This window comes from Nonomuraea harbinensis (genome assembly GCF_019396385.1).
Classification (GTDB): domain Bacteria; phylum Actinomycetota; class Actinomycetes; order Streptosporangiales; family Streptosporangiaceae; genus Nonomuraea; species Nonomuraea ferruginea.
On record NZ_JAHKRN010000047.1, the window covers coordinates 49010 to 71369 of the forward strand.

General features: G+C 70.6%; 24 protein-coding genes, 1 tRNA gene and 1 pseudogene. 16 read left to right on the forward strand and 10 right to left on the reverse strand.

Features of this window, described 5'->3' with window-relative positions; all coding sequences use genetic code 11:
* Window position 1 precedes the first annotated feature (1 nt).
* From KME79_RS47230 to KME79_RS34865, 3 genes are read right to left on the reverse strand one after another with little or no spacing between them, the layout of a single operon-like run.
* Window positions 2–430, reverse strand: a complete 429-nt coding sequence (locus KME79_RS47230) for a DUF397 domain-containing protein (protein WP_308249171.1) — start codon at window positions 428–430, stop codon at window positions 2–4.
* Window positions 355–573 (reverse strand): DUF397 domain-containing protein, encoded by a 219-nt coding sequence (locus KME79_RS34860; protein ID WP_219549449.1) that lies wholly within the window; start codon window positions 571–573, stop codon window positions 355–357. Before KME79_RS34860 ends, KME79_RS47230 begins: the two co-directional genes overlap by 76 nt.
* Window positions 558–1388 carry a helix-turn-helix domain-containing protein gene (locus tag KME79_RS34865; RefSeq protein WP_219549451.1) on the reverse strand — a complete coding sequence of 277 codons (831 nt, stop codon included), beginning with the start codon at window positions 1386–1388 and terminating at the stop codon, window positions 558–560. Before KME79_RS34865 ends, KME79_RS34860 begins: the two co-directional genes overlap by 16 nt.
* A gap of 193 nt (window positions 1389–1581) precedes the next feature.
* On the opposite strand from KME79_RS34865, the gene KME79_RS34870 reads away from it, so the two are divergent.
* Both KME79_RS34870 and KME79_RS34875 read left to right on the forward strand, forming a co-directional pair.
* The gene (locus KME79_RS34870) at window positions 1582–2052 is read left to right on the forward strand and encodes an ATP-binding protein (RefSeq protein ID WP_219549453.1); all 471 of its coding nucleotides are present in this window, start codon (window positions 1582–1584) and stop codon (window positions 2050–2052) included.
* Window positions 2053–2240: 188 nt separating this feature from the next.
* The gene (locus tag KME79_RS34875) at window positions 2241–2891 is read left to right on the forward strand and encodes an NlpC/P60 family protein (RefSeq protein WP_219549455.1); all 651 of its coding nucleotides are present in this window, start codon (window positions 2241–2243) and stop codon (window positions 2889–2891) included.
* Here KME79_RS34875 and KME79_RS34880 read toward each other — a convergent pair.
* Complete coding sequence (locus KME79_RS34880; protein WP_219549457.1) at window positions 2864–3820, reverse strand: arginase family protein; 957 nt, start codon at window positions 3818–3820, stop codon at window positions 2864–2866. The two genes, KME79_RS34875 and KME79_RS34880, sit on opposite strands and share 28 nt — an antisense overlap.
* A 150-nt stretch (window positions 3821–3970) precedes the next feature.
* Between KME79_RS34880 and KME79_RS34885 the strand changes: the two genes are divergently transcribed.
* The 5 genes from KME79_RS34885 (at window position 3971) to KME79_RS34905 (ending at window position 8971) form a co-directional block, all read left to right on the forward strand.
* A complete protein-coding gene (locus KME79_RS34885; protein WP_308249172.1) occupies window positions 3971–4450 on the forward strand; it encodes an RrF2 family transcriptional regulator in 480 nt (159 codons plus the stop codon).
* Window positions 4451–4513: 63 nt separating this feature from the next.
* Window positions 4514–5701 (forward strand): MFS transporter, encoded by a 1188-nt coding sequence (locus tag KME79_RS34890; protein WP_219549461.1) that lies wholly within the window; start codon window positions 4514–4516, stop codon window positions 5699–5701.
* Window positions 5698–6093 (forward strand): RidA family protein, encoded by a 396-nt coding sequence (locus KME79_RS34895; RefSeq protein ID WP_219549463.1) that lies wholly within the window; start codon window positions 5698–5700, stop codon window positions 6091–6093. The genes KME79_RS34890 and KME79_RS34895 overlap by 4 nt, the downstream gene beginning before the upstream one ends.
* A 105-nt stretch (window positions 6094–6198) precedes the next feature.
* Window positions 6199–7095 (forward strand): 4-(cytidine 5'-diphospho)-2-C-methyl-D-erythritol kinase, encoded by an 897-nt coding sequence (locus KME79_RS34900; protein WP_219549465.1) that lies wholly within the window; start codon window positions 6199–6201, stop codon window positions 7093–7095.
* Between the two features lie 79 nt (window positions 7096–7174).
* The gene (locus tag KME79_RS34905) at window positions 7175–8971 is read left to right on the forward strand and encodes an ABC-F family ATP-binding cassette domain-containing protein (protein WP_219549467.1); all 1797 of its coding nucleotides are present in this window, start codon (window positions 7175–7177) and stop codon (window positions 8969–8971) included.
* Here KME79_RS34905 and KME79_RS34910 read toward each other — a convergent pair.
* Window positions 8968–9675 carry a TetR/AcrR family transcriptional regulator gene (locus KME79_RS34910; protein WP_219549469.1) on the reverse strand — a complete coding sequence of 236 codons (708 nt, stop codon included), beginning with the start codon at window positions 9673–9675 and terminating at the stop codon, window positions 8968–8970. The genes KME79_RS34905 and KME79_RS34910 overlap by 4 nt on opposite strands.
* A 67-nt stretch (window positions 9676–9742) precedes the next feature.
* Between KME79_RS34910 and atpB the strand changes: the two genes are divergently transcribed.
* Window positions 9743–10516, forward strand: coding sequence for a F0F1 ATP synthase subunit A (gene atpB, locus KME79_RS34915; RefSeq protein ID WP_219549471.1), 774 nt, complete (start codon window positions 9743–9745; stop codon window positions 10514–10516).
* A 9-nt stretch (window positions 10517–10525) separates the two neighbouring features.
* Here the strand turns inward: atpB and KME79_RS34920 are convergent, their stop codons facing one another.
* Window positions 10526–11023, reverse strand: a complete 498-nt coding sequence (locus tag KME79_RS34920) for a MarR family winged helix-turn-helix transcriptional regulator (protein ID WP_148029099.1) — start codon at window positions 11021–11023, stop codon at window positions 10526–10528.
* 68 nt (window positions 11024–11091) lie between these two features.
* Between KME79_RS34920 and KME79_RS34925 the strand changes: the two genes are divergently transcribed.
* From KME79_RS34925 to KME79_RS47235, 3 genes are read left to right on the forward strand one after another with little or no spacing between them, the layout of a single operon-like run.
* The gene (locus KME79_RS34925; protein ID WP_219549473.1) at window positions 11092–11850 is read left to right on the forward strand and encodes a trans-aconitate 2-methyltransferase; all 759 of its coding nucleotides are present in this window, start codon (window positions 11092–11094) and stop codon (window positions 11848–11850) included.
* Complete coding sequence (locus tag KME79_RS34930) at window positions 11847–12194, forward strand: VOC family protein (protein ID WP_219549475.1); 348 nt, start codon at window positions 11847–11849, stop codon at window positions 12192–12194. Before KME79_RS34925 ends, KME79_RS34930 begins: the two co-directional genes overlap by 4 nt.
* 55 nt (window positions 12195–12249) lie before the next feature.
* Window positions 12250–13728 carry a CYTH and CHAD domain-containing protein gene (locus KME79_RS47235; RefSeq protein ID WP_219549477.1) on the forward strand — a complete coding sequence of 493 codons (1479 nt, stop codon included), beginning with the start codon at window positions 12250–12252 and terminating at the stop codon, window positions 13726–13728.
* Here KME79_RS47235 and KME79_RS34940 read toward each other — a convergent pair.
* From KME79_RS34940 to KME79_RS34955, 4 genes are read right to left on the reverse strand one after another with little or no spacing between them, the layout of a single operon-like run.
* Complete coding sequence (locus KME79_RS34940; RefSeq protein ID WP_219549479.1) at window positions 13723–14553, reverse strand: NUDIX hydrolase; 831 nt, start codon at window positions 14551–14553, stop codon at window positions 13723–13725. The two genes, KME79_RS47235 and KME79_RS34940, sit on opposite strands and share 6 nt — an antisense overlap.
* Entirely contained in the window at window positions 14546–16606 is a 2061-nt protein-coding gene (locus tag KME79_RS34945; RefSeq protein WP_219549481.1) for an RNA degradosome polyphosphate kinase, read from the reverse strand. The genes KME79_RS34940 and KME79_RS34945 overlap by 8 nt, the downstream gene beginning before the upstream one ends.
* Window positions 16607–16659: 53 nt before the next feature.
* Window positions 16660–17592 carry a TetR/AcrR family transcriptional regulator gene (locus KME79_RS34950; RefSeq protein WP_148029105.1) on the reverse strand — a complete coding sequence of 311 codons (933 nt, stop codon included), beginning with the start codon at window positions 17590–17592 and terminating at the stop codon, window positions 16660–16662.
* Between the two features lie 43 nt (window positions 17593–17635).
* A complete protein-coding gene (locus tag KME79_RS34955) occupies window positions 17636–18574 on the reverse strand; it encodes an acyl-CoA desaturase (protein WP_219549483.1) in 939 nt (312 codons plus the stop codon).
* A 189-nt stretch (window positions 18575–18763) separates the two neighbouring features.
* Between KME79_RS34955 and KME79_RS34960 the strand changes: the two genes are divergently transcribed.
* From KME79_RS34960 to KME79_RS34980, 5 genes and pseudogenes are all read left to right on the forward strand, one after another.
* Window positions 18764–18835: transfer RNA gene (locus KME79_RS34960), tRNA-Gln, on the forward strand.
* A gap of 125 nt (window positions 18836–18960) precedes the next feature.
* Window positions 18961–20412 (forward strand): bifunctional UDP-N-acetylglucosamine diphosphorylase/glucosamine-1-phosphate N-acetyltransferase GlmU, encoded by a 1452-nt coding sequence (glmU, locus tag KME79_RS34965; protein WP_219549485.1) that lies wholly within the window; start codon window positions 18961–18963, stop codon window positions 20410–20412.
* Window positions 20409–21386, forward strand: coding sequence for a ribose-phosphate diphosphokinase (locus KME79_RS34970; RefSeq protein WP_148029108.1), 978 nt, complete (start codon window positions 20409–20411; stop codon window positions 21384–21386). Before glmU ends, KME79_RS34970 begins: the two co-directional genes overlap by 4 nt.
* A 144-nt stretch (window positions 21387–21530) precedes the next feature.
* Window positions 21531–22139 (forward strand): 50S ribosomal protein L25/general stress protein Ctc, encoded by a 609-nt coding sequence (locus tag KME79_RS34975; protein ID WP_148029109.1) that lies wholly within the window; start codon window positions 21531–21533, stop codon window positions 22137–22139.
* A gap of 61 nt (window positions 22140–22200) precedes the next feature.
* Window positions 22201–22360: pseudogene (locus KME79_RS34980) on the forward strand (aminoacyl-tRNA hydrolase); the annotation flags it as partial.

Sequence of the window (22360 nt, forward strand, 5' to 3'; positions counted from 1 at the left end):
CTCAGGGGAGGTCGAACTCCCCCTTGGACACCCCGTCCAGGAAAGCCCGCCACTCGTCCGGCCCGAAGGCCAGCACGGGTCCCTTGCCCTGGTCCTTGGTGTCCCGGAGCAGGACGCTGTCATCGGGTCGCCGCATCACCTCGACACAGCTCCCGCCGTTTCCTCCGGATGCCTTGGCTTTGGTCCACACACCCACGGGCAGGCCAATCCGCAGGAGGCGGTCAACACCGGTGGAGGTCATGCCTGCGATCCTAGGTCGGTTGTGGTGTCCGAAGCCTTCGGTGACACACATGTCTGTGTCGTTGGAAATGGGGGAGGGCCTGACGACGGGCCAGGCCCTCGTGGGGTATCTGATCAGGGGGAGCGGTCGAAGACGCCTCGCTTCACGCCCTCGCTGAAGGTTTCCCAGACGGGGCCGCGGACCACCCATGGCTCCAGGTCCGGCCGCTCCGTGTCGCGGATTCCGACGCGGTCCCCGCTGAGGAATGCCACCTCAAGGCAGTTGCCGCCGTTGTCGCTCGATGCCGTGATCCATTCGGCGTCGGTGAGCTCTCGTTTCAGCTCCAGGTCCATTCTTCCTCCAACCTCTTCTTAATCATTTCGATGGAATTGCGCTGAGAATGCACCTCTGACCTGATGTGGTCCATTCTCCGCTTGAGAATGTCCACGTCGTCGCCGGTGTCTCGGATCTGTCCGTGGAGAGAGCCCTCGATGTAGGCCGCATCCGGCTCGTCCGGGACCTGAGCGAGAGCGAAAGCGCCGCCTATCCCGATGGCGCTCATGGCGCTGTACGGGAGGATCTGGATCGTGATGTTGGGCCGTTCGGACATCTCGACGAGATGTTCAAGTTGCTTTCTGGTGATGGCCTCGCACCCGATCGGACGATGAAGAATGGATTCGTCCATAAAAGCCCATAGCAGCACGGGATCGTCGCGGGTGAGGATGGCCTGGCGCTCCATCCGCGCCGCCACTTCTTCCTGCACCTGGCTGGGACTCTTCCCTGGTCTGGCCCGAAGGATGATCTCGGCGTACTCGCGGGTCTGGAGCAGGCCGGTCACGATGACCGGCTCCCAGGTGTAGATGGCCCTGGCCGAGCGTTCCCTGAGCGTCCAAGGGCCGAACCACTTCGGCGCGGCTTTCGAGGGCTCCTCCGGCAGCCATCTGACGAGTTCGCCGGGTTCCAGCCTGAACAGTTCCTCGCACGCTTGCGCGAGCTTCAGGTGAGGACGACGTGTGCCGAGCTCGAATGCGCCGATAGTGGTGGGGGCGAATCCCAGCCGATGTCCCACTTGTGCCTGTGTCATCCCCTTGGCTTCACGTTCTTTACGCAGCTCGTACCCGAATCTCGCTGCTTGGCCGGCGTCAGGGTCCAGCTCTTTTGGGGGCATCTGTCGACTCCTGGGACCTGGCGTGGATGCATATAGCGCCACACACGGAATGTGGGGTCGTTTCGTGTGGTGAATGTCGGGTGCTTTCGCTGCTCAACGTAGCGTCTGGCTGGCACTCTGGCCAGTGATTCAAGAGCGCGCGACGATTCACCGCACATGCGCGAACGATCTTTGTAGAGGTGAGGAAAAGCGCGTGCAGACCGAAATCGAGGTCGTACGCCCGGCCCCCGAGGTGATTATGCGAGTGACAGTGCCGGAGCACCCGTGCGCAGGTATCAAAGTGTGGCTGCTCAGCGAAGTCGGCAAGCGTGAGCTGGTTGCCGGGCTGGCGCGTAGAGAGCTTCGAGGGTGGATGGGTGACCACCAGGCCCTGGCCGACCTTCAGCTCATCGCATCCGAACTGGTGACGAACGCGATGGTTCACGGCGGCGGCCCCTGGGTGAGGATGAGCCTGATCGCGGTGGAGGAGAGGGAGAGGCGCTACTGGCGGTTGAGCGTCGTGGATCCCGGCGTATCGGAGGGTGTTCCCCTGCCCTCGATGCCTGGCCCCGAGGAGACGAGAGGTAGGGGCCTGTGGGTTGTGGACGACCTCACCAACGGCTGCTGGGGCACCGACCGCACGCACATAGGCGAACGAGTCGTGTGGGCCCTCATACCGCGCTGACGCTTCACAGCGAGGTCAAGACCCGGCTGCGACGCCATGCTCGACCTCAGTCCGCGGGTTGACGTGTCGTCCAAGCTCCGTCCGCCTGACTGTGGACAGTTCGACATTGTCCCCAGAACCCCGTTCGGCCCGTTGGCGGGCATGCCGTGCGGATGATCCTGGCCTCCCCGATCACGAGGAGGCCGACCATGAAGTCACGTACCCGTCTGATAGGGCTCGCTCTCGCCGGTGGGCTCGTCTCCGTGCCCGTCCCCGCCCACGCCGCCGCTCTGTGCCCCGCGCCGGGCAGCGGCTTCTTCGACCACCCGTCCCTGTGCCATCTCTCTCTGCCCGAGGTGAGCGGCTTGGGCGAGGCGGAGCGCGCCACGAAGCCAGACAGGGCCACCAGACCGGACACCGGCTCCAAGCCGGACACGGTCACCAGGCGCCTCAAGGGCGAGGTCGCGGCGGCCGCCGCCCTGGCGCGGATCGGCACCCCGTTCTCCTGGGGCGGCGGGTCCCGCTCCGGCCCCACCAGGGGCATCGGCAGGGGAGCCGCCACCGTCGGCTTCGACTGCAGCGGCCTGACCATGTACGCATGGGGAAGGGCAGGGGTCCGGCTCGGTCACTACACCGGCACCCAGTTCCGGCAGGGGCGTCGCGTCCCCCTGTCCCGGCTCCGCTCGGGCGACCTGGTCTTCTTCGGCGGCGGGACGGGCGACCCCTCCCATGTCGGTCTCTACCTCCGGGCGGGTCTCATGGTCCACGCCCCCAAGACCGGCGACGTGGTCAAGGTCGTCCGGTTCCTCCGCTCGCCCTACTTCGGGTCGGTCTACCGTGGCGCGGTGCGTCCGGGCTGACCGGCACACGCCTCGACCAGCGCCTTCACCACGGGCGCGAGCACCTCCCGATCCTCGGGCCGGCCGGGCTCGTACTCGGTGATCCCGAGCCCGGCCACCTCGAACCGCTCGCCCAGAGCCGTCACCATGCGCACGAGTTCCTCCGGCAGGAACCCGCCCGGCACCGGGCTCCCCACGCTCCCGAACACCTCCGGCTCCAGCACATCGAGGTCGACATGCACGTAAACCACCGGGTCGCGGTCCTTCCCGGTATCCATGTCGTGCGCAAGCGGGCCGCTCGCGTCCCCCGGACCGGACGCGGGGAACCGGCCGGAGGAGCCGGTGCCCGGCAGACCCGCGGCCGTCACCGCCTGCACGAGCGCGTCCGGGTCGGCGGTCCTCACGTGCCCGACCCCGGCCTCGGCCACGAACGCGGCCTCGCCGGGGTCAAGATCCCGCACCCCGGCCAGCACCACCCGCCGGGGATCGACGCCGGGGTCGGCGGTCAGCCCTCGCGGCCCCTCGTCCACCAGCGCCCGCAGCACCATCCCGTGGAACGCCCCCGAAGGCGAGGACTCGGGAGTGTTCAGATCCCCGTGCGCGTCGAACCAGACCACGACCAGCCGATCTCCGTACGCGCGCCGCGCCGCCGCCACCGGCTCCAGCTCCACCCCGCAGTCGCCGCCCACGGTCACCACGAAACCGCCGCCGCTCCCCGCCGGCGCCTCCCGCGCCCGCGACGCGGTCACCACGAGACCGTCGCCTACCGCCGACAGCGCTTTCCGCACGCGCGACGCGGTCACCACGAGGTCGTCGTCCGCCTCGACCCGCACCCGCCTGTCCGCCGGCACCATCTCGCCCAGCAGTCGGGCCCCTGCCACCAGCCGCTCCGCCGTCGCCGCCCCGGACCCACGCCACTGCGGCACCTCGATGACCGTCACTCCACCCACGACGCATTCCTTCCATGAAGTCGCCGTCGATCAGATCGGGCGGCGACCGGCCTCCACTCCAGGATTCACGGCGGGCGGTCGTCGCGGCCACCGGGTATCCGCAGGAGTTGCGGGAGCAATCCTGGATATGTAATATCCAGAATTGTGAAGGTGAGCGAGGGCGTGGAGTGGGCGCTGCACACGTGCCTCAACCTGACGTGGATCGAGGACGGCCGCCCCGTCCCGGCCGCGGTCCTGGCCGACTACTTCAAGCTGCCTCCGGCGTACCTCAACAAGCAGTTGCAGGCGCTGGCGAGGTCGGGGATCGTGTCGTCGGTCTCCGGCCCGCGTGGCGGGTTCCAGCTCGCCCGCGACCCTCGGAAGATCACTGTGCTGGACGTGGTGGTGGCGATCGAGGGGCCGGAGGACGCGTTCCAGTGCGCCCAGATCCTGCGCGACGCCCCCGACGGCGAGCCGGGGATCGACTACCGGGAAACCTGCGTGATCTCCCAGGTCATGCGGAAGGCGGAGCTGCTCTGGCGGGCGGAGCTGGCCGCGCGGACTCTCGCCGACGTCAAGGCCACGGTCGAGTCGCGGTTCCCCGGCACGCCGAACGAGACCCGCCAGGGATTGCGAAGCCGGCGAGCTTGAATCCGCGCCCGCGAAAGGGAGGGGCTCCTCTCCCGAAGCGGCTTTCTTTGGAGAAAATCCTAGATGTTTCCTATCCAGTTAAAGGAAAAGGTGCAAAGGTGGTCAGCGGTTTCGGCGGTGACGCTGGGGATCTTCGTGTTGATGACCTCGGAGCTGCTTCCCGTGGGCCTGCTCACACCGATCGGCGAGGCACTGGACGTCTCGCCGGGCACGGCCGGGTTGATGGTCACCGTCCCAGGGCTCGTCGCCGGGCTGGCCGCCCCGCTGCTCACGGCGCGGGCCGGAACGGTGGACCGGAAGGTCATGCTGGCCGGGCTGATCGGGCTCATGGCGGTGGCGAACCTGGTCTGCGCACTCGCCCCGCACGTCGCCGTCGTGCTGGTGGCACGGCTCGCCGTCGGGGTGAGCGTCGGAGGCTTCTGGGCCATCGCGGGCGGGCTCGCGGTCCGCTTGGTGCCGCCCGGACAGGTCGCCGCCGCGACCGCCGTGATCTTCGGTGGCGTCTCCACCGCGTCCGTGCTCGGCGTCCCGGCCGGGACGCTGATCGGTGAGCTGACCGGCTGGCGCGGCGGCTTCGCCGGCGTCGCGATCCTGGGGCTGGTGGCGCTGGCCGCTCTGCTGCTTCTGGTGCCTCGCCTGCCGGCGCAGCGCACGATCGGCCTGCCCGACCTGCCCGCCCTGCTGCGCGCGAACACGGGTGTCCGGATCGGCGTGATCGTCACCGCCCTGCTGATCACCGGGCACTTCGCCGCCTACACCTTCGCCCGCCCTCTGCTGCACGACCTCGCCGGGATCGACGACGGCTGGATCGGCGCGTTGCTGATGGCGTACGGGCTGGCGGGCGTCGTCGGCAACTTCCTCGCCGGCCACCGGGTACGCGCGCACCTGCGCGGCACGCTCGTCCTGATCGCCGCCGTCCTGTCCGCGGCCACTGCTCTGTTCGCGCTGACCGGGGGCCCGTTCGCGGGCACCGTCCTGCTCGTCGTCTGGGGACTGGCCTACGGCGGGGTGTCGGTGACCCTGCAGACCTGGATGCTCAAGGCCGCGCCCGAGATGACCGAGTCGGCGTCGTCGCTGTTCGTGGCGGCCTTCAACCTGTCCATCGCCTTCGGCGCCCTGCTCGGCGGGTTCACCGCTGACGGGGTCGCCGTCGCCGGTGTCCTGTGGGTGGCCTCCGGGCTGGCCCTGGCCGCCGCGCTCATCGTCGGCGTCAATCGGACGCGGCACATCCAGAAAGGAACACGATCATGAAACCCACCATCATCAACCCCGACACGCTGCACGACCCCACCGGTTTCGGTTACAGCCACATCGCACGAGCCTCCGGGGACCTCGTCCTCATCGCCGGACAGTACGCCTCCGGGCCCGACGGTCACGTGACCTCCGGCGACTTCGCCGAGCAGGTCAGGCAGTCGTTCGCGAACCTCGGCACCGCGCTCGCCGCGGCCGGGTCGGACTACGGCCACGTCGTTCAGATCCGGACGTACATCGTCGGCCACGACGCGGGCAAGCTGGACATCCTCCTGGAGGCCGTACGGGAGATCTGGGGCGATCTGCCGCCCACGCAGTCGCTGATCGGAGTGGCCGCGCTCGCCCTGCCCGACATGCTGTTCGAGGTGGACGCCGTGGCGGTCGCCGGCTGAGCGCCGTCCCGCAGGTGCGCGCCCCGTCCGGTACGCGGAGTGTGCGGGCGCGGATACGATCGAGTGTCCTCGACCCTCGCAGCGACGGAAGTGGCAGAAGATCTGATGAGCTCGGTGACCGTACGGGTGCCCGCGAAGGTGAACGTGCAGCTCTCCGTCGGCCCGCTGCGGGAGGACGGCTTCCACGACCTGGTCAACGTCTTCCACGCCGTGTCGATCTTCGACGAGGTGGTGGCCAGGGAGGCCCGCTCGATCACGGTCTCGGTGACCGGAGGCTGGGCGGCCGAGGTGCCGCTGCACGACGGCAACCTGGCGGTCCGCGCGGCCCGTGCGCTGGCCGCGCGGGCGGGCCTCGATCGGGGCGCCGAGCTCGTCATCCACAAGACGATCCCGGTGGCGGGCGGCATGGCGGGCGGCAGCGCCGACGCGGCCGCCGCGCTGGTCGCCTGCGACGAGCTGTGGGGGCTCGGCCTGCCCCGCGAGGAGCTGATGGAGATCGGCGCCGAGCTGGGCAGCGACGTGCCGTTCTCGCTGATGGGCGGCACCGCGCTCGGCACGGGGCGCGGCGAGCGCCTGGCCCCGCTGTCCGTCGGCGGCCCCTTCCACTGGGTGTTCGCGGTCGCCGACACCGGGCTCAGCACCGCCCACGTCTACAAGGAGTGCGACCGCCTCAGGGAGGGCGCGCCCGTCCCCGAGCCCCGGCCCGACGCCGCGCTCCTGGCCGCGCTGCGCGACGGCGACGCCGCCGAGCTGGGCCGCCGCCTCGCCAACGACCTGGAGCCGGCCGCGCTCGCGCTCCACCCGCCGCTGGCCGACACCCTGCGCGCCGGCCGCGACGCGGGAGCCCTGGGCGCGATCGTCTCCGGCTCCGGCGCCACCTGCGCCTTCCTCGCCGGCGACGCCGCGCACGCCGCGGAGCTGGCCCGCGCGCTCGCCACCACCCCGGGCACCCGCGCCGCCGTCGTCGCCGAAGGCCCCGCCCCGGGCGCCACCCTCGTCTGACCCGCGCCCGCGCACTCACCCCGACGTCCGTCCCGCGCCGGGCGGTGTGCTCGTCGCGAGCCGATACCCTGGGGATGCGATGAATCTGGTCAATCTCGAGTCGGTCTCCCACGCCTACGGGCCCAAGCCGCTGCTCTCCGACGTCTCCCTCGGCATCGAGGACGGCGAGCGCATCGGCGTGGTGGGCCGCAACGGCGGCGGCAAGACGACCCTGCTCCGCGTGATCGAGGGCGGCGTGAGCCCCGACAGCGGCCGCGTCACCCACACCCGCGGCCTGCGCGTCGGCTTCCTCTCCCAGCAGGACCCGCTCGACCCCGGCATGACCGTGCGCGACCTCGTCCTGGGCGACATGGCCGAGCACGAATGGGCCGGCGACCAGCGCGTCCGCGAGATCCTCGGCAACCTGATCGGCGACCTCGACCTCGACTCCAAGGCGGGCGACCTGTCCGGCGGCGAGCGCAGGCGCACCGCGCTGGCCCGGCTGCTCATCGTCGAGCACGACCTGATCATGCTCGACGAGCCCACCAACCACCTCGACATCGAGGCCATCGCCTGGCTGGCCGGCCACCTGTCCGGCCGCAGGAGCGCGCTGGTCGTGGTGACGCACGACCGCTGGTTCCTCGACGCCGTCTCCACCCGCACCTGGGAGGTCGTCGACGGCCGCGTCGAGCGCTACGAGGGCGGTTACGCCGCCTACGTGCTGGCCAAGGCCGAGCGGGCGCGCGTCGCCCAGGCCGCCGAGGAGCGCCGCCAGAACCTCATGCGCAAGGAGATCGCCTGGCTGCGCCGCGGCCCGCCCGCCCGCACGTCCAAGCCCAAGTTCCGGGTGGACGCGGCCCAGGCGCTGATCGCGAACGAGCCGCCGCCGCGCGAGACCGTCGAGCTGCTGAAGTTCGCCAGCGCCCGGCTCGGCAAGACCGTCTACGACCTCGAAGACGTCACCCTCCACGCGGGCGGCCCCGGCGCCGGCCCGAAGGTGCTCGACCGCTGCACGTGGCAGTTCGGCCCGGGCGACCGGGTCGGGCTGATCGGCGTCAACGGCTCCGGCAAGTCGTCGGTCCTGCGCCTGCTCGCCGGCACCGTCGCCCCCGACTCCGGCCGCGTCGTCGAGGGCCGGACGGTCCGCCTCGCCCACCTGTCGCAGGAGCTGGCGGAGCTCGACCCCACCCGGCGGGTGCTGGAGACGGTCGAGGAGATCCGCAAGTACGTCCAGGTCGGCAAGAAGGAGTGGACCGCCTCCCAGCTGCTGGAGCGCCTCGGCTTCAAGGGCGAGGCGCAGTGGAAGGTGGTCGGCGACCTGTCGGGCGGCGAGCGGCGCCGCCTGCAGCTGCTCAGGCTGCTCATGGACGACCCCAACGTGCTGCTGCTCGACGAGCCCACCAACGACCTCGACATCGAGACGCTCAACGAGCTCGAAGACCTGCTCGACGGCTGGCCCGGCACGCTGATCCTGGTCTCCCACGACCGCTACTTCCTGGAGCGGGTGACCGACCGCAGCGTGGCCCTGCTCGGCGACGGCAAGCTGTCGCTCCTGCCCGGCGGTGTGGACGAGTACCTGGAGCGGCGCGCCGCCGGCACCGCGCAGACGGCCCGGGTGGCGGCCCAGCCGGAGGCCCGGCCCGAGCCGTCCGCCCCCGCGGCGCCCCAGGGGCTGTCGGCCAAGGAGGAGCGGGAGCTGCGCAAGGAGCTCAACCGCCTGGAGCGGCAGCTCGACAAGCTGGCCGGCCAGGAGGCCAAGCTGCACGCCGAGATGGCCGGGGCGGCCGGCGACTACGAGAAGCTCGGCGACCTCGACGCGCGGCTCCGCGACCTGCTGGCCCAGAAGGAGACCGTCGAGGCCGAATGGCTGGAGACCGCCGACCGCCTCGGTGACTAGCCGCCAGGGAGCGCCGCGGCGATGCCGTCAAGCAGGCGGTCCAGGCCGTACGCGAAGCGCTCGTCCGGGTCGGCGAGCTCACGCCCGCTCTCGGCGACCACCCGGGCGAACAACGGGTGGTCGCCGCTCTTGAGCAGCGTCTCCAGATAGGGGGCCTGGCGCGCCATCCACTGCTGCACGTCCAGGCCGGTGCGCCGTAGGGCCTCCAACTCGCCCATCTCCGCGGCCACGTACCCGTTGACGTAGGCGAACACCGACCCCACCAGGGCGAGCATGACGTCGATGCTCAGGCCCAGCCCGTCGACCACGGACAGGGCGCGCTCGAAGGTCCGCACGCCGTTGGGGCCGCTGGACTGCCGGGTGGCGGTCACCCGGGCCATCCACGGGTGCCGGTGCATCGCCTGGCGGCCCTGGATGGCCAGGGCGCGCAGGTCGGCCCGCCAGTCGCCGCTGGGGACGTCAGGCGGGAGGAACTCCGCCGAGACGGCGTCGACCATCAGGTCGATCACATCGTCCTTGCCGGAGACGTACCGGTAGAGCGACATCGTGCCGGAGCCGATCTCGGCGGCGAGGCGGCGCATGGAGATCGCGTCGAGCCCTTCGGCGTCGGCGACCCGCAGCGCGGCCTCGGTGAGCTGAGCCCTGCTGAAGGCGGGCCGAGGCCCCCGAGCGGGCCGCTCGGGCCGCATCCACACGTTTTCCATATTGCGTACACCGTACCGGGCTGGAAAACTAGGTACACCGTACCCGGTTGTCCTCGAAGGAGCATGCATGGCCGCCGCCCCCGACTTCCGTGCGCCGTCCCCGGACGACCTGTTCGAGTTTCCCGCGCTGTGGCAGGGGTGGGTGACCAAGCCGGTGCTGCTCGCCGTACTCGGCGCGCTGGCGGTGTGCGCGTTCGCCTGGGCGGCCTACTCCCGGCCCAAGCTGGTGCCGCGCGGGGTGCAGAACGTGGGCGAGTACGTCTACCTGTTCGTGCGCGACCAGATAGCCAGGCCGTTTTTAGGCCGGGCCGCCGACCGCTGGATGCCGCTGCTGCTCAGCCTCTTCCTGCTGATCCTGGTCTGGAACCTGCTGGCGGTCGTCCCGCTGCTCCAGTTTCCCGTGACCGCGCGGGCGTCGTTCCCGTGGGTGCTGGCGATCGCCGTCTACCTGGTCAAGCTGTATGTGGCCTTCACCCGGCACGGGGTGTTCCGTTACCTCAAGGGCATGATGTTCCCGCCGGGGCTGCCCAGGGCCCTGGCGATCGTCCTGTACGCGCCGCTGGAGCTGGTCTACTTCTTCGTGACCGCGCCGTTCACGCATGCCGTGCGGCTGCTCGCAAACATGTTCGCCGGGCACACGCTGCTGGCGTTCTTCAGCGCCGTCGGGTTCTGGTTCCTGATCGAGCGGCCGACTCTGCCGGGTTTCGCCGTGGGCGTGCTCGGGGTGGCCATGACGATCGTGCTGACGGCGTTCGAGATCTTCATCCAGTTCCTGCAGGCCTACCTGTTCACCATGCTCGCCGCCATGTACGTCGGCTCGTCGCTGCGGCCCGAGCACTGACCTCCGCGATCAGGTGTCGAAGGGCGCCAGCATCGTGCGCAGCAGCCCGGCCAGGGCGTGTTGCTGGTCCGCTTCCAGACTGCTGAGCAGCGTGTGCTCGCGCCTGATCAGGTCGGTGAAGGCGGCGTCGACGCGGGCGAGCCCGGCGTCGGTCAGGGAGACCAGGACGCCGCGGCGGTCCTCGGGGTCGGGACGGCGCCGTACGAGGCCCGCCTGGGCGAGGCGGTCTATGCGGTTGGTCATGGTGCCGGAGGTGACCAGGGTGGCGCGCAGCAGCGCGCCGGGGCTCAGCTCGTAGGGCTGTCCGGCCCGCCGCAGCGCGGTGAGCACGTCGAACTCCCAGGGCTCCAGCCCGTGCTCGGCGAACGCCGCGCGCCTGGCCCGGTCGAGGTGCTTGGCCAGGCGGGAGATCCGCGAGAGCACCTGCAGCGGCTCGACGTCGAGGTCGGGCCGCTCCGCCCGCCACGCCGCGACGAGCCGGTCGACCTCGTCCTGCGCTTCCGTCATGGCCCCGAGTGTACTGTCTTGACATCGAGATAAATAGCTCGATATCAATTATCTCTATGTCAAGAGATATGTGGGACCCTGACACGTACGCCCGCTACGGCGAAGAACGGTCGCGCCCGTTCTTCGATCTCGTGGCCAGAGTACGGGCCGAGAGCCCGGCATATGTGGTGGACGCCGGATGCGGCAGCGGCGAGCTGACCACCGAGCTGGCCCGGCGCTGGCCCGGGGCGGAGGTGCTGGGCTTCGACTCCTCGCCTGCCATGATCGCCAAGGCGCGGGAGCTGGGCGGCGGGGTCTCCTTCGCCGTCGCCGACGTGGCCACCTGGCACCCTGACAGGCCGGTCGACGTGATCGTCTCCAACGCCGCGCTCCAGTGGGTGCCCGAGCACCGCGTCGTCGTCGAGCGGTGGGTGGACGCGCTGAGCCCCGGAGGCTGGCTGGCCTTCCAGGTGCCGGGCAACTACGACGCCCCGAGCCACGCCGCCATCCGCGAGCTGTGCGCGTCCCCCGGCTGGGTGGACCGGCTCGGCGACCTCGATCGGGGCAGGCCCGTCGGCGACGCGGTCGAGTATCTGGACCTGCTGAGCGGCTTCGGCTGCCGGGTGGACGCCTGGGAGACCACGTACGTGCACGTGCTGGAGGGGGAGGACCCGGTGCTCGGCTGGGTCTCCGGCACCGCGCTGCGGCCCGTGCTCGACCGGCTGGACGACCGCGAGCGCGCGCGGTTCACGGCCGAGCTGGCCGAACGGCTGGCGCGGGCCTACCCGGCCGGGTCGTACGGGACGCCGTTCCCGTTCCGCCGGATCTTCGTGGTGGCGCAGAAATGATCACTGGCCTGCACCATGTCCTGCTCGCCGCGCCGCCCGGCAGCGAACCCGAGCTGAGGGCGTTCTACGCCGGGATCCTCGGCCTGCGCGAGGTGCCGAAGCCGCCGGAGCTGGCCAAGCGGGGCGGCGTCTGGTTCCGCGGCCCCGGCCTGGAGGTCCATCTCGGGATGGAGGAGGACTTCCGCCCGCCGCGCAAGGCGCACCCGGCGTTCCTGGTGGACGATCTGGACGCGCTCGTGGCCCAGCTCCCCGGCGCGGTGCCCGACGACCTGTTCCCCGGTTTCCGGAGGGTGTACGTGGAAGATCCGGCAGGGAACAGGATCGAGCTGCTTCAGGCCATGTGACGAGCCTGCGTAAAGTGGGATTATCGTCCGAAATCCGACCTTTTTGTGAGGTGTCGTGGGCATCGAGATCGAGGACAAGTTCGACGTCACCGCCGATTACCAGCTGCCTGACCTGAGCGGCCTGGCCGAGGTCGTCGGCCCGAAGAGCTTCCAACTCGTCGCCCTCTACTACGACACCCCCGACCTGCGGCTGGCCAGGCGCGGCGTCACTCTCAGACGCAGGCGCGGCGGCGCCGACCCCGGCTGGCACCTGAAGCTGCCCAAGGCCAAAGGGGTACGGCAGGAGATCGCGATCCCGCTGACCCGCAGTACCAAGGTCGTCCCGGCCGAGCTGGCCGAGCTGGTGCGCGCCTACACCCGGGGCGCCGAGCTGGGCGTGGTGGCCGAGCTCGACACCCGCAGGAGCGTCACCCTGCTCAAGGACGGCGACCGCAAGCTGGTGGAGATCGCCGACGACCGGGTCAAGGGCACGGTGTACGGCACGGACCCGCCGGCGGTGATGCGCTGGCGCGAGGTCGAGGCGGAGCTGCTGGAGGGCGACGAGAAGCTGCTGGCCAAGACCGGCAAGCGGCTCAGGAAGGCGGGCGCCACGCCGTCGCCGGCCACCAGCAAGCTGGCCAAGCTCCTGGACCCGCCGCCCGCCCCCCACGCCGGCCTCGAACCGGGAACCGCGGGCCACACCGTCATGGCCTACCTGTCCGTTCAGGTGACGGCCCTCCTCTCCCAGGACCCGCGGGTGCGCCGCGAGGAGGAGGACGCGGTGCACCAGATGCGCGTCGCCGCCCGCAGGCTCCGCAGCGCGCTCAAGGCGTTCAAACCCGTCGTCAGGAACACCAGCGAGATCCAGGACGAGCTGCGCTGGCTCGGCGGCGTCCTGGGCGAGGTCCGCGACCTGGAGGTGATCAGGGCCAGGTTCGCCCGCGAGCTGGCCGGGCTCCCGCCCGAGCTGGTCGTCGGCCCCGTCCGGGCCCGGCTCGGCGACGACCTGCTCAGGCGCGAGCGGGAAGGCTACGACACGATCAGGGAGACGCTCGGCGGCGAGCGCTACTACGCCCTGCTCGACGCCCTCGACGCGCTGGTGTCCGAGCCCGAGCTGGGCAAGGCCGCGGCCGACCCGGCCGAGACGCGGCTCGCCGACGTCGCCGCCGCCAACTGGAACCGGGTGACGAAGGCGTACGAGACCGCCCAGGCCATCGACGACCCCGAGCAGCGCGAGATCGCCATGCACGACGTGCGCAAGGCGGCCAAGCGCGCCCGCTACACCGCCGAGGCGCTGCGCGACACGCTCGGCAAGCGCATGGGCACGCTGGCCAAGCTGGCCGAGGACGTGCAGGAGGTGCTCGGCGCCCACCAGGACGGGGTCGTCGCCCAGGAGACGCTGGCCGAGGAGGCGGGGGCCGCGCGCCGGGCGGGCGAGGACACCTTCACCTACGGCGTCCTGGCCGGGCTGGAGCGCGCCGCCGCCGAGCGGGCGCACGAGGACTTCCCCCGCGTCTGGTCGGAGACCATGGCCGGCGTCGAGAAGGTGCTATAGCCCGTACCGCTCCGCGCAGACCACCCGCTCGCCCACCCGGTGCAGCACCGCGAACGCGCCCTTGCGCAGGCGCACGTCCCTGCCGCTGAGCGCGGCGATGAGAGGGGGCAGCACCTTGCCGTGGCTGCACACGGCCGCGCGCTCCGTCAGCTCGCCGACCAGGGCGGTGGTCTTGCGCGGGTCCTGCCCCTCCTCGCTGAGCAGCGGCTCCAGCCGCAGGTGCGAGCTGTACGGCGCGAGCGTCTGGACGCACCTGAGACTGGGCGAGCTGAGCAGGACGGCGGGCCGGTACGCGGGCAGGACGGTGGCCAGCGCCGCCGCCTGGGCCAGCCCCTCGGCGTCGAGCGGGCGCAGCGAGTCCGCGCCCTGCCAGGTCTGGCGCGACCCGGCGGAGGCGTGCCGTACCAGCACCAGGGGGACGGTGGCGAGCGGCGCGGCCGACAGCGCGCGCAGCAGGCCCGCGTCCCACTCGTAGGTCAGCAGCTCGCGGGCCCGGTCCACGGGGAGCCAGCGCAGCTCGTCGACCTCGTCGCCGGCGACGAACGGGCCCTCCTCCGCCACCCGGCCCGCCCAGTAGTCCACCCGCTTGAGCCGGGTCCCGTGCAGGTAGTGCACGGGCGGCAGGGCGCGGTCGAGCGCCACGGTCAGCCCGGTCTCCTCGCGCACCTCGCGCAGCGCGGCGGAGATCACGTGCTCGCCGGACTTCAGCTTCCCCTTGGGGAAGGTCCAGTCGTCGTAGCGGGGGCGGTGGACGAGGGCGACCTCGGGGCGGCTCTCCTCGCCGCGCCAGATCACGGCTCCGGCGGCGCGGAGTGGGTCATTCATCAACGCTCCTCCAGCGGCGCATCCCGATCAGGCGGCTCTGCAGGTCCTCGCCCGGGTGGCGGACCCAGTTCCCGTCGCCGTTCAGCCACCAGGTGTTCGTCGTGTCGGCCATCACCCGGTCCATCAGGTCCACGAGGTACGCCTTGTGCTGCTGCGCGGTCACCTTGACCAGGGCCTCCACCCGGCGGTCCAGGTTGCGGCGCATCAGGTCGGCGCTGCCGATCCACACCTCCGGCCGCCTGCCCAGGCCGAACTCGTACACCCGGGAGTGCTCCAGGAACCGGCCCAGCACCGACCGCACCCGGATGGTCTCCGACAGGCCCGGGATGCCGGGGCGCAGCGTGCACACGCCGCGCACCCACAGGTCGATCGGCACGCCGGCGCGCGAGGCGCGGTAGAGCGCGTCGATGATCGGCTCGTCCACCAGCGAGTTCGTCTTGATCCTGATCCGCGCGGGGCGGCCCGCCCGCTGGTGGGCGATCTCCCGCTCGATCCTGGCCACCAGCCCGCCGCGCAGCGAGTGCGGGGCGACCAGCAGCCGCCGGTAGGCCGAGTGGTGGGAGTAGCCGGTCAGGTGGATGAACAGGTCCGTGACGTCCTCGCCGACCAGCGGGTCCGCGGTGAGCAGGCCGAAGTCCTCGTACTGCCTGGCCGTCTTGGGGTTGTAGTTGCCGGTGCCGATGTGGCAGTAGCGACGCAGCTCGCCCGACGGCTCCTGCCGCACCACCAGCGCCAGCTTGCAGTGGGTCTTGAGCCCCACCACGCCGTAGACCACGTGGCAGCCGGCCCGCTCCAGCTTGCGCGCCCAGGAGATGTTCGCGTGCTCGTCGAACCTGGCCTTGATCTCCACGACCACCACGACCTGCTTGCCGGCCTCGGCCGCGTCGATGAGCGCGTCCACGATCGGGGACTCGCCGCTGGTCCGGTAGAGGGTCTGCTTGATCGCCAGCACCCGCGGGTCGGCGGAGGCCGCCTCGATGAAGCGCTGCACGCTGGTGGCGAACGAGTCGTACGGGTGGTGCAGCAGCACGTCGCGCTCGCGCAGCACCGCGAAGACGTCATCGGCGGCGCCGATCGCCTCGGCCGGCACGAAAGGGCGGTAGGCGAGCTCACCGCGGTCCAGGTCCGCGATCACGTTCAGGCCGGTCATGTCCAGCGGCCCGGGGATCCGGTAGATCTCGTGCGGATCGAGCTCCAGCTCCTCCACCAGCAGGTCGAGCACCTCCTGGGAGATCGTGTCCTCGACCTCCAGCCGCACCGGCGGCCCGAACCTGCGGCGGCGCAGCTCCTTCTCCAGCGCCTGCATGAGGTTCTCGGTGACGTCCTCGTCGACCTCCAGGTCCTCGTTCCTGGTCACCCGGAAGACGTGGTGCTGGACGATCTCCATGCCCTTGAACAGCTGCCCCAGGTGGGCCGCGATCACGTCCTCCAGCGGCACGAACCGGTTCGGTGACGGCTGGACCAGCCGCGGCAGCTGCGAGGGCACCTTGACCCTGGCGAACACGGTGTGGTCGTTCGCCGGGTTCCGCACCACGACGGCCAGGTTGAGGCTCAGACCCGAGATGTACGGGAACGGATGCGCGGGATCGACGGCCAGCGGCGTCAGCACCGGCCTGATCCGCTCTCTGAAGAGCTTGCGCAGCTCGGTGCGCTCCTCGCGGCCCAGCTCGTCCCAGCGGACGATCTCGATGCCCTCGGTGGCGAGCCGCGGGCGGATCTGCTCGTGGAAGGCCGCGGCGTGCCGTTTGGCGAGCGCGTCGGCCACGGTGGCGATCCTGGCCAGCTCCTCGCTCGGCTTGAGCCCGCTCTTGGTGCGCAGCAGCAGGCCGGTGGCCATGCGGCGCTTCAGGCCCGCGACCCGTACGCGGAAGAACTCGTCCAGGTTGCTGGCGAAGATGGACAGGAAGCGGACCCGCTCAAGCAGCGGCAGCGACGGGTCCTCGGCCAGCTCCAGGACCCGTTCGTTGAACTGCAGCCAGCTCTCCTCGCGGTTGAGGAACCGCTCTTGCGGAAGGGGCAGGTCGTGGTCGGGCGGGAGTGGCTCAACGGACATATCTGAAATATGCCCACTTAGGTTGAACGGGACGTTAACTCTCCCGCAACGACTTATTCGGGTGGTTCGCCCTGCCCCAGCCGGGCGGCGCGCTCCGCCAGCCGGGCCTCCCGCTGGCGCAGTCGCTCCTCGCGCTCGCGGGCCTTCTCGGCCTCCTTGAGGACCTTCTCGCGCTCCTTCTCGGCCTCCTTGAGCTGGCGCTCGCGCTCCTTCAGCTCGCGGAGCCTGGCCTTCTCCGCCTCGCGCAGCTCGCGCTGGCGGGCCTTCTCGGCCTCCTTCAGCTCCTTCTCGCGCGCCTTCTCCAGCTCTCGCAGCTCCTTGTCGCCGGCGCGCGGCTTGGCCGGCACCTGCTGGCGGGTGGTCGCGGAGAGCGCCGGCTGCGGGTTCAGCCCGGTCAGACCGTTCCAGGCCAGGTTGACCAGGTGGGCCGCGACCTCCTCGCGGGCCGGCTTGCGCGCGTCGAGCCACCACTGGCCGGTCAGCGCCACCATGCCGACGAGCATCTGCGCGTACATCGGCGCCAGCTTCGGCTCGTAGCCGCGCTCCGCGAACTCGTCGGCCAGCACGTCCTCCACCTGGCTGGCGATCTCGCTGATGAGACTGGCGAACGTGCCGGTGCCGGAGGCCGCGTGGGAGTCGCGGACCAGGATGCGGAAGCCCTCGCTGCTCTCCTCGATGTAGCGCAGCAGCGCCAGGGCGGCGCGCTCCAGCTTGACGAGGGCGTGGCTGGCGGAGAGCGCCTCGGTGATCATGCTCAGGAGCTTCTGCATCTCCCGGTCGACGACCACGGCGTAGACGCCTTCCTTGCCGCCGAAGTGCTCGTAGACCACCGGCTTGGAAACCTGCGCCGTCGCGGCGATCTCCTCTATCGAGGTCCCGTCGAACCCCTTCTCGGCGAACAGCGTGCGACTGATCAGGATCAGTTGCTCTCTGCGCTCTCTACCGGTCATGCGCCTGCGCGAACGGGATTCGGTCACGGTTCCCATAATGGCGGTGACAGGTGGATCACCGGCCACCGCCGTCGAAATATCAGACAATCCGCTTCGCCGCCAGCCTCTCCGGCGACGGCCAGCGGACGTCGTGGGCCCAGCCGAGCTTCTCGAAGAGCCGGATGATGGCCGCGCTGATGTCGATCTGGCCCTTCAGCGCGCCGTGCCTGGCGCAGGTCGGGTCGGAGTGGTGCAGGTTGTGCCAGGACTCGCCGAAGGACGGGATGGCCAGCCACCAGACGTTGCGCGACTTGTCGCGGACCTGGAACTCCTCCTCGCCGAACACATGGCAGATCGAGTTGATCGACCAGGTGACGTGGTGCAGCAGGCCGATGCGGACCAGCGTGCCCCAGAAGAAGGCGGTCAGCGCGCCCTGCCAGGACCAGGTGACCAGGCCGCCGATGACGGCGGGCAGCACGATCGAGGTGAGGGCCAGCGCGCCGAACCACCGGTGCAGCCTCATCACGTCCGGGTCCTTGACCAGGTCGGGGGCGTACTTCTCGCGGTTGGTGCGCTCGGCGTCGAACAGCCAGCCCATGTGGGCGTAGAGCAGGCCCTTGGACATCGACCTGAAGCCGGGCCCGAAGCGCCAGGGGGAGTGCGGGTCGCCCTCCTTGTCGGAGAACTTGTGGTGCTTGCGGTGCGTCGCCACCCAGTCGAGCACGGACATCTCCAGCGAGAGGCTGCCGGCGACACCCAGAGCGATCTTGAGCGGCCGCTTGGCCTTGAAGGAGCCGTGCGTGAAGTAGCGGTGCAGTCCGACCGTGACGCCGAGCCCGGAGACCACGTAGAAGACGCCGGCGATGGCGATGTCGGTCCAGCCGAGACCCCATCCCCAGGCGAAGGGGACCGCCGCCGCGATCGCGACCAGGGGGAGCCCGACGACGAGCGCGAAGGTCACGAGTTCGGCTTTGGTGCGTGGCTCTGGTTCGAAGTCGGGCTTCGGGCCGGATGTCGAGCGCTCGGCAAGAACGGTCATGGGCAACCTCTCTGGATCTTTCCGGGACTAATGTCCTGCCTACGTCACCGTAACCTACGCAAACGTAAGTTAGGAAGACCTCGGTGTCGAACGATGGGACTGCCCCGGCGTGTAGCCGGTATTCGGGGCGCGGACCCGGGCGCGGGGTCGGTATCGTAGGGATGTGTCGGGCGCATGGCGTCTGGCCGGTCCCGGATCGTCTAATCGGCAGGACAAGTGGTTTTGGTCCACTTTGTAGGGGTTCGAATCCTCTTCCGGGAGCTTTACCGCCGCTCCCCCCATAGGGGCGCCACATGGCGGGCAGGTATTCTCACGGTGTCGGGAGGGTGGCGGTGCGGTAGCCGCGCCTTTGCCCTGATCAATCAATCCACAGGGAGCCTCAGTCCGTGAGTGTGCCGCGCCCGGCAGCAGTCATCGTCCTCGCCGCCGGCGAGGGCACCCGGATGAAGAGCCAGACCCCGAAGGTCCTGCACGAGCTGTGCGGCCGAGCCCTGGTCGACCACATGCTCGCCGCCGCCCGTGACCTCGGCCCCGAGCGGCTCGTCGTCGTCATCGGCCACGCGCTCGAACGCGTCGGCGGCCACCTCGCCCGCACCAGCCCCGACGCCCGCGCCGTCGTCCAGCGCGAGCAGCGCGGCACCGGCCACGCCGTCCGCACCGTCCTGGAGGAGGTCGGCACGATCTCCGGCACGGTCCTGGTCACGTACGGGGACGTCCCGCTGCTCCGCGCCGAGACCATGGCCGAGCTGCTGGAGCGCCACGACTCCGACGGCAACGCGGTCACCGTGCTCACCGCCGAGGTCCCCGACCCGACCGGCTACGGCCGCATCGTGCGCGACGCGGACGGCGCCGTCATGGAGATCGTCGAGGAGAAGGACGCGAGCGCGGAGCAGCGCGCGATCAGGGAGATGAACTCCGGCATCTACGCCTTCGACGGCGAGCTGCTGGCCGACGCCGTCAAGCGGGTCTCCACCGACAACGCCCAGGGCGAGGAGTACCTCACCGACGTGCTGGCGATCCTGCGCGGCGACGGCCACCGCGTGGGCGCCTGCGCCGTCGCCGACCACACCGAGGTCGAGGGCGTCAACGACCGCGTCCAGCTCGCCTTCGCCCGCAAGGTGCTCAACCGGCGGCTGCTGGAGCGCCACATGCGCGCCGGCGTCACCGTCGTCGACCCCGACACCACCTGGGTCGACGTGGACGTCGTGATCGAGCCCGACGCCGTCATCCACCCCGGCACCCAGCTCCACGGCCGCACCGTCGTCGAGGCCGGCGCCGAGGTCGGCCCCGCGACCACGCTGACCGCCACCCGGGTCGGCGCAGGCGCCGTCGTGCGCAACGCCGTCGCCGACCAGGCCGAGATCGGCCCGGACGCCAGCGTCGGCCCCTACTGCTACCTGCGCCCCGGCACGGTCCTCGGCCGCAGGTCCAAGGCCGGCACCTTCGTCGAGATGAAGAACTCCAAGGTCGGCGAGGGGTCCAAGGTGCCACACCTGACCTACGCCGGCGACGCCGACATCGGCGACGGCGCCAACATCGGCGCGGCCGTGGTCTTCGTCAACTACGACGGCGTCGAGAAACACCGCACCACGGTCGGCGACGGCGCCTTCGTGGGATGCGACACCATGCTCGTCGCCCCGGTGACGATCGGCGACGGCGCCTACACGGCGGCCGGCTCGGTCATCGACGGCGACGTGCCACCCGGGGCGATCGGGGTGGCGAGAGCGCGTCAGCGCAACATCGAGAAATGGGTCTTGCGCAGGCGCGCGGGAACGAAGTCGGCAGCGGCCGCCGAGCGGGCGCTGGCTGAGCAGCAACAGCGGGAGAATGGCTCATGACCAGCATCAAGCAGCCCGGAGAGAAGAACCTCATGCTCTTCTCCGGGCGAGCGCACCCGGCGCTGGCCGAGGAGATCGCCGAACACGTCGGCGTCTCCCTCACCCCCACCAAACTGACCGACTTCGCCAACGGCGAGATCTACGCCCGCTACCTCGAATCCGTACGAGGCTGCGACGCCTTCGTGATCCAGGCTCACACCGAGCCGATCAACCAGTGGATCATGGAGCAACTCATCATGGTCGACGCGCTCAAGCGGGCCTCCGCCAAGCGCATCACCGTGGTCATGCCGTTCTTCGGCTACGCCAGGCAGGACAAGAAGGGCCGCGGCCGCGAGCCCATCACCGCCCGGCTGATGGCCGACCTGTTCAAGACCGCCGGCGCCGACCGGCTCATGTCGATCGACCTGCACACCTCGCAGATACAGGGCTTCTTCGACGGCCCGGTCGACCACCTGTTCGCCATGCCGGTGCTGGAGAGCCACCTGAAGAACCGGCTCGACCTGGCCAACACCACCGTGGTCTCGCCCGACACCGGCCGGGTGCGGCTCTCGGAGCGCTGGGCCGACACGCTCGGCACTCCGCTGGCCTTCATCCACAAGCGCCGCGACCTCGACGTGGCCAACTCGGTGAAGGTCAACGAGGTCGTCGGCAAGGTGCGCGGCCGCACCTGCGTGCTGATCGACGACATGATCGACACCGCCGGCACCATCTGCAAGGCCTCCGACGCCCTCTACGAGCAGGGCGCCACCAACGTGATCGTCGCCGCGACCCACGCGGTCTTCTCCGACCCCGCGGTCGACCGGCTGAAGAACTCCCGCATCTCCGAGGTCATCGTCACCAACACGCTGCCCCTGCCGCAGGAGAAGCAGTTCGACAAGCTGACCGTCCTGTCGATCGCGCCGCTCATCGCCCGCGCCATCACCGAGATCTTCACCGACGGCTCGGTGACCAGCCTGTTCGAGGGCGACTCCTAGCCACCGGCGGCGGGCCCGGCAGCCGACGCTGACGGAGCCCGCCGCGCGACGCTATAGACTGACCAGGTTGCGCTCGTAACGCCTTCCGCTAGGGCGGGTGAGGGGGAGCGCAGTAATCCGATCTCTGCATCCCTAGGAGATGTCGTGTCTGAAGTCCGTATCGCCGCCGAGCCGCGCACCGTGTTCGGCAAGGGCGCCGCCCGCAAGATCCGCCGTGACAACAAGGTGCCCGCCGTCCTCTACGGGCACGGCATCGAGCCCAAGCACCTCACGCTGCCCGGCCACGAGGTCCTCCTCGCGCTGCGCACCGCCAACGTGCTGATCCGCCTGGAGGGCGACGGCGTCAACGAGCTGGCGCTGCCCAAGGGCGTCCAGCGCGACCCGATCAAGGGCTTCGTCGAGCACGTCGACCTGCTCCTGGTCAAGCGCGGCGAGAAGGTCACCGTCGAGATCCCGGTCAACACGGTCGGCGTCGTCAACCCCGAGGGCCTGCTCGACCTGCAGTTCACCACGCTGTCGGTCGAGGCCGAGGCCACCAACATCCCGACCGGCGTCGAGGTCGACGTCGAGGGCATGGAGGTCGGCGCCTCCATCACCGCCGCCCAGATCCAGCTCCCGGAGGGCGCCTCGCTCAAGGAGGCCGACCCGGAGACCGTGATCGTCCAGGTGATCGCCAAGCCGACCGAGGCCCCGGCCGAGGAAGAGGGCCCCGTGGTCGAGGAAGCGGCGACCGCCGAGGCCGCCGCCGAGTGACGTCCGGTGACGGGGCAGCGGGCCGTGCGCCCGCTGCCCCGTCCCGTTCTGAGAGGAACACATGGACCGCTGGCTGATCGTCGGGCTCGGCAACCCCGGTCCCGGCTACGCGGGCAACAGGCACAACGCGGGCTTCATGGTGCTCGACGAGCTGGCCGCCCGCGCGGGCGGGCGGTTCAAGGCGCACAAGAGCCGGGCCGAGGCGCTGGAGACGCGGGCCG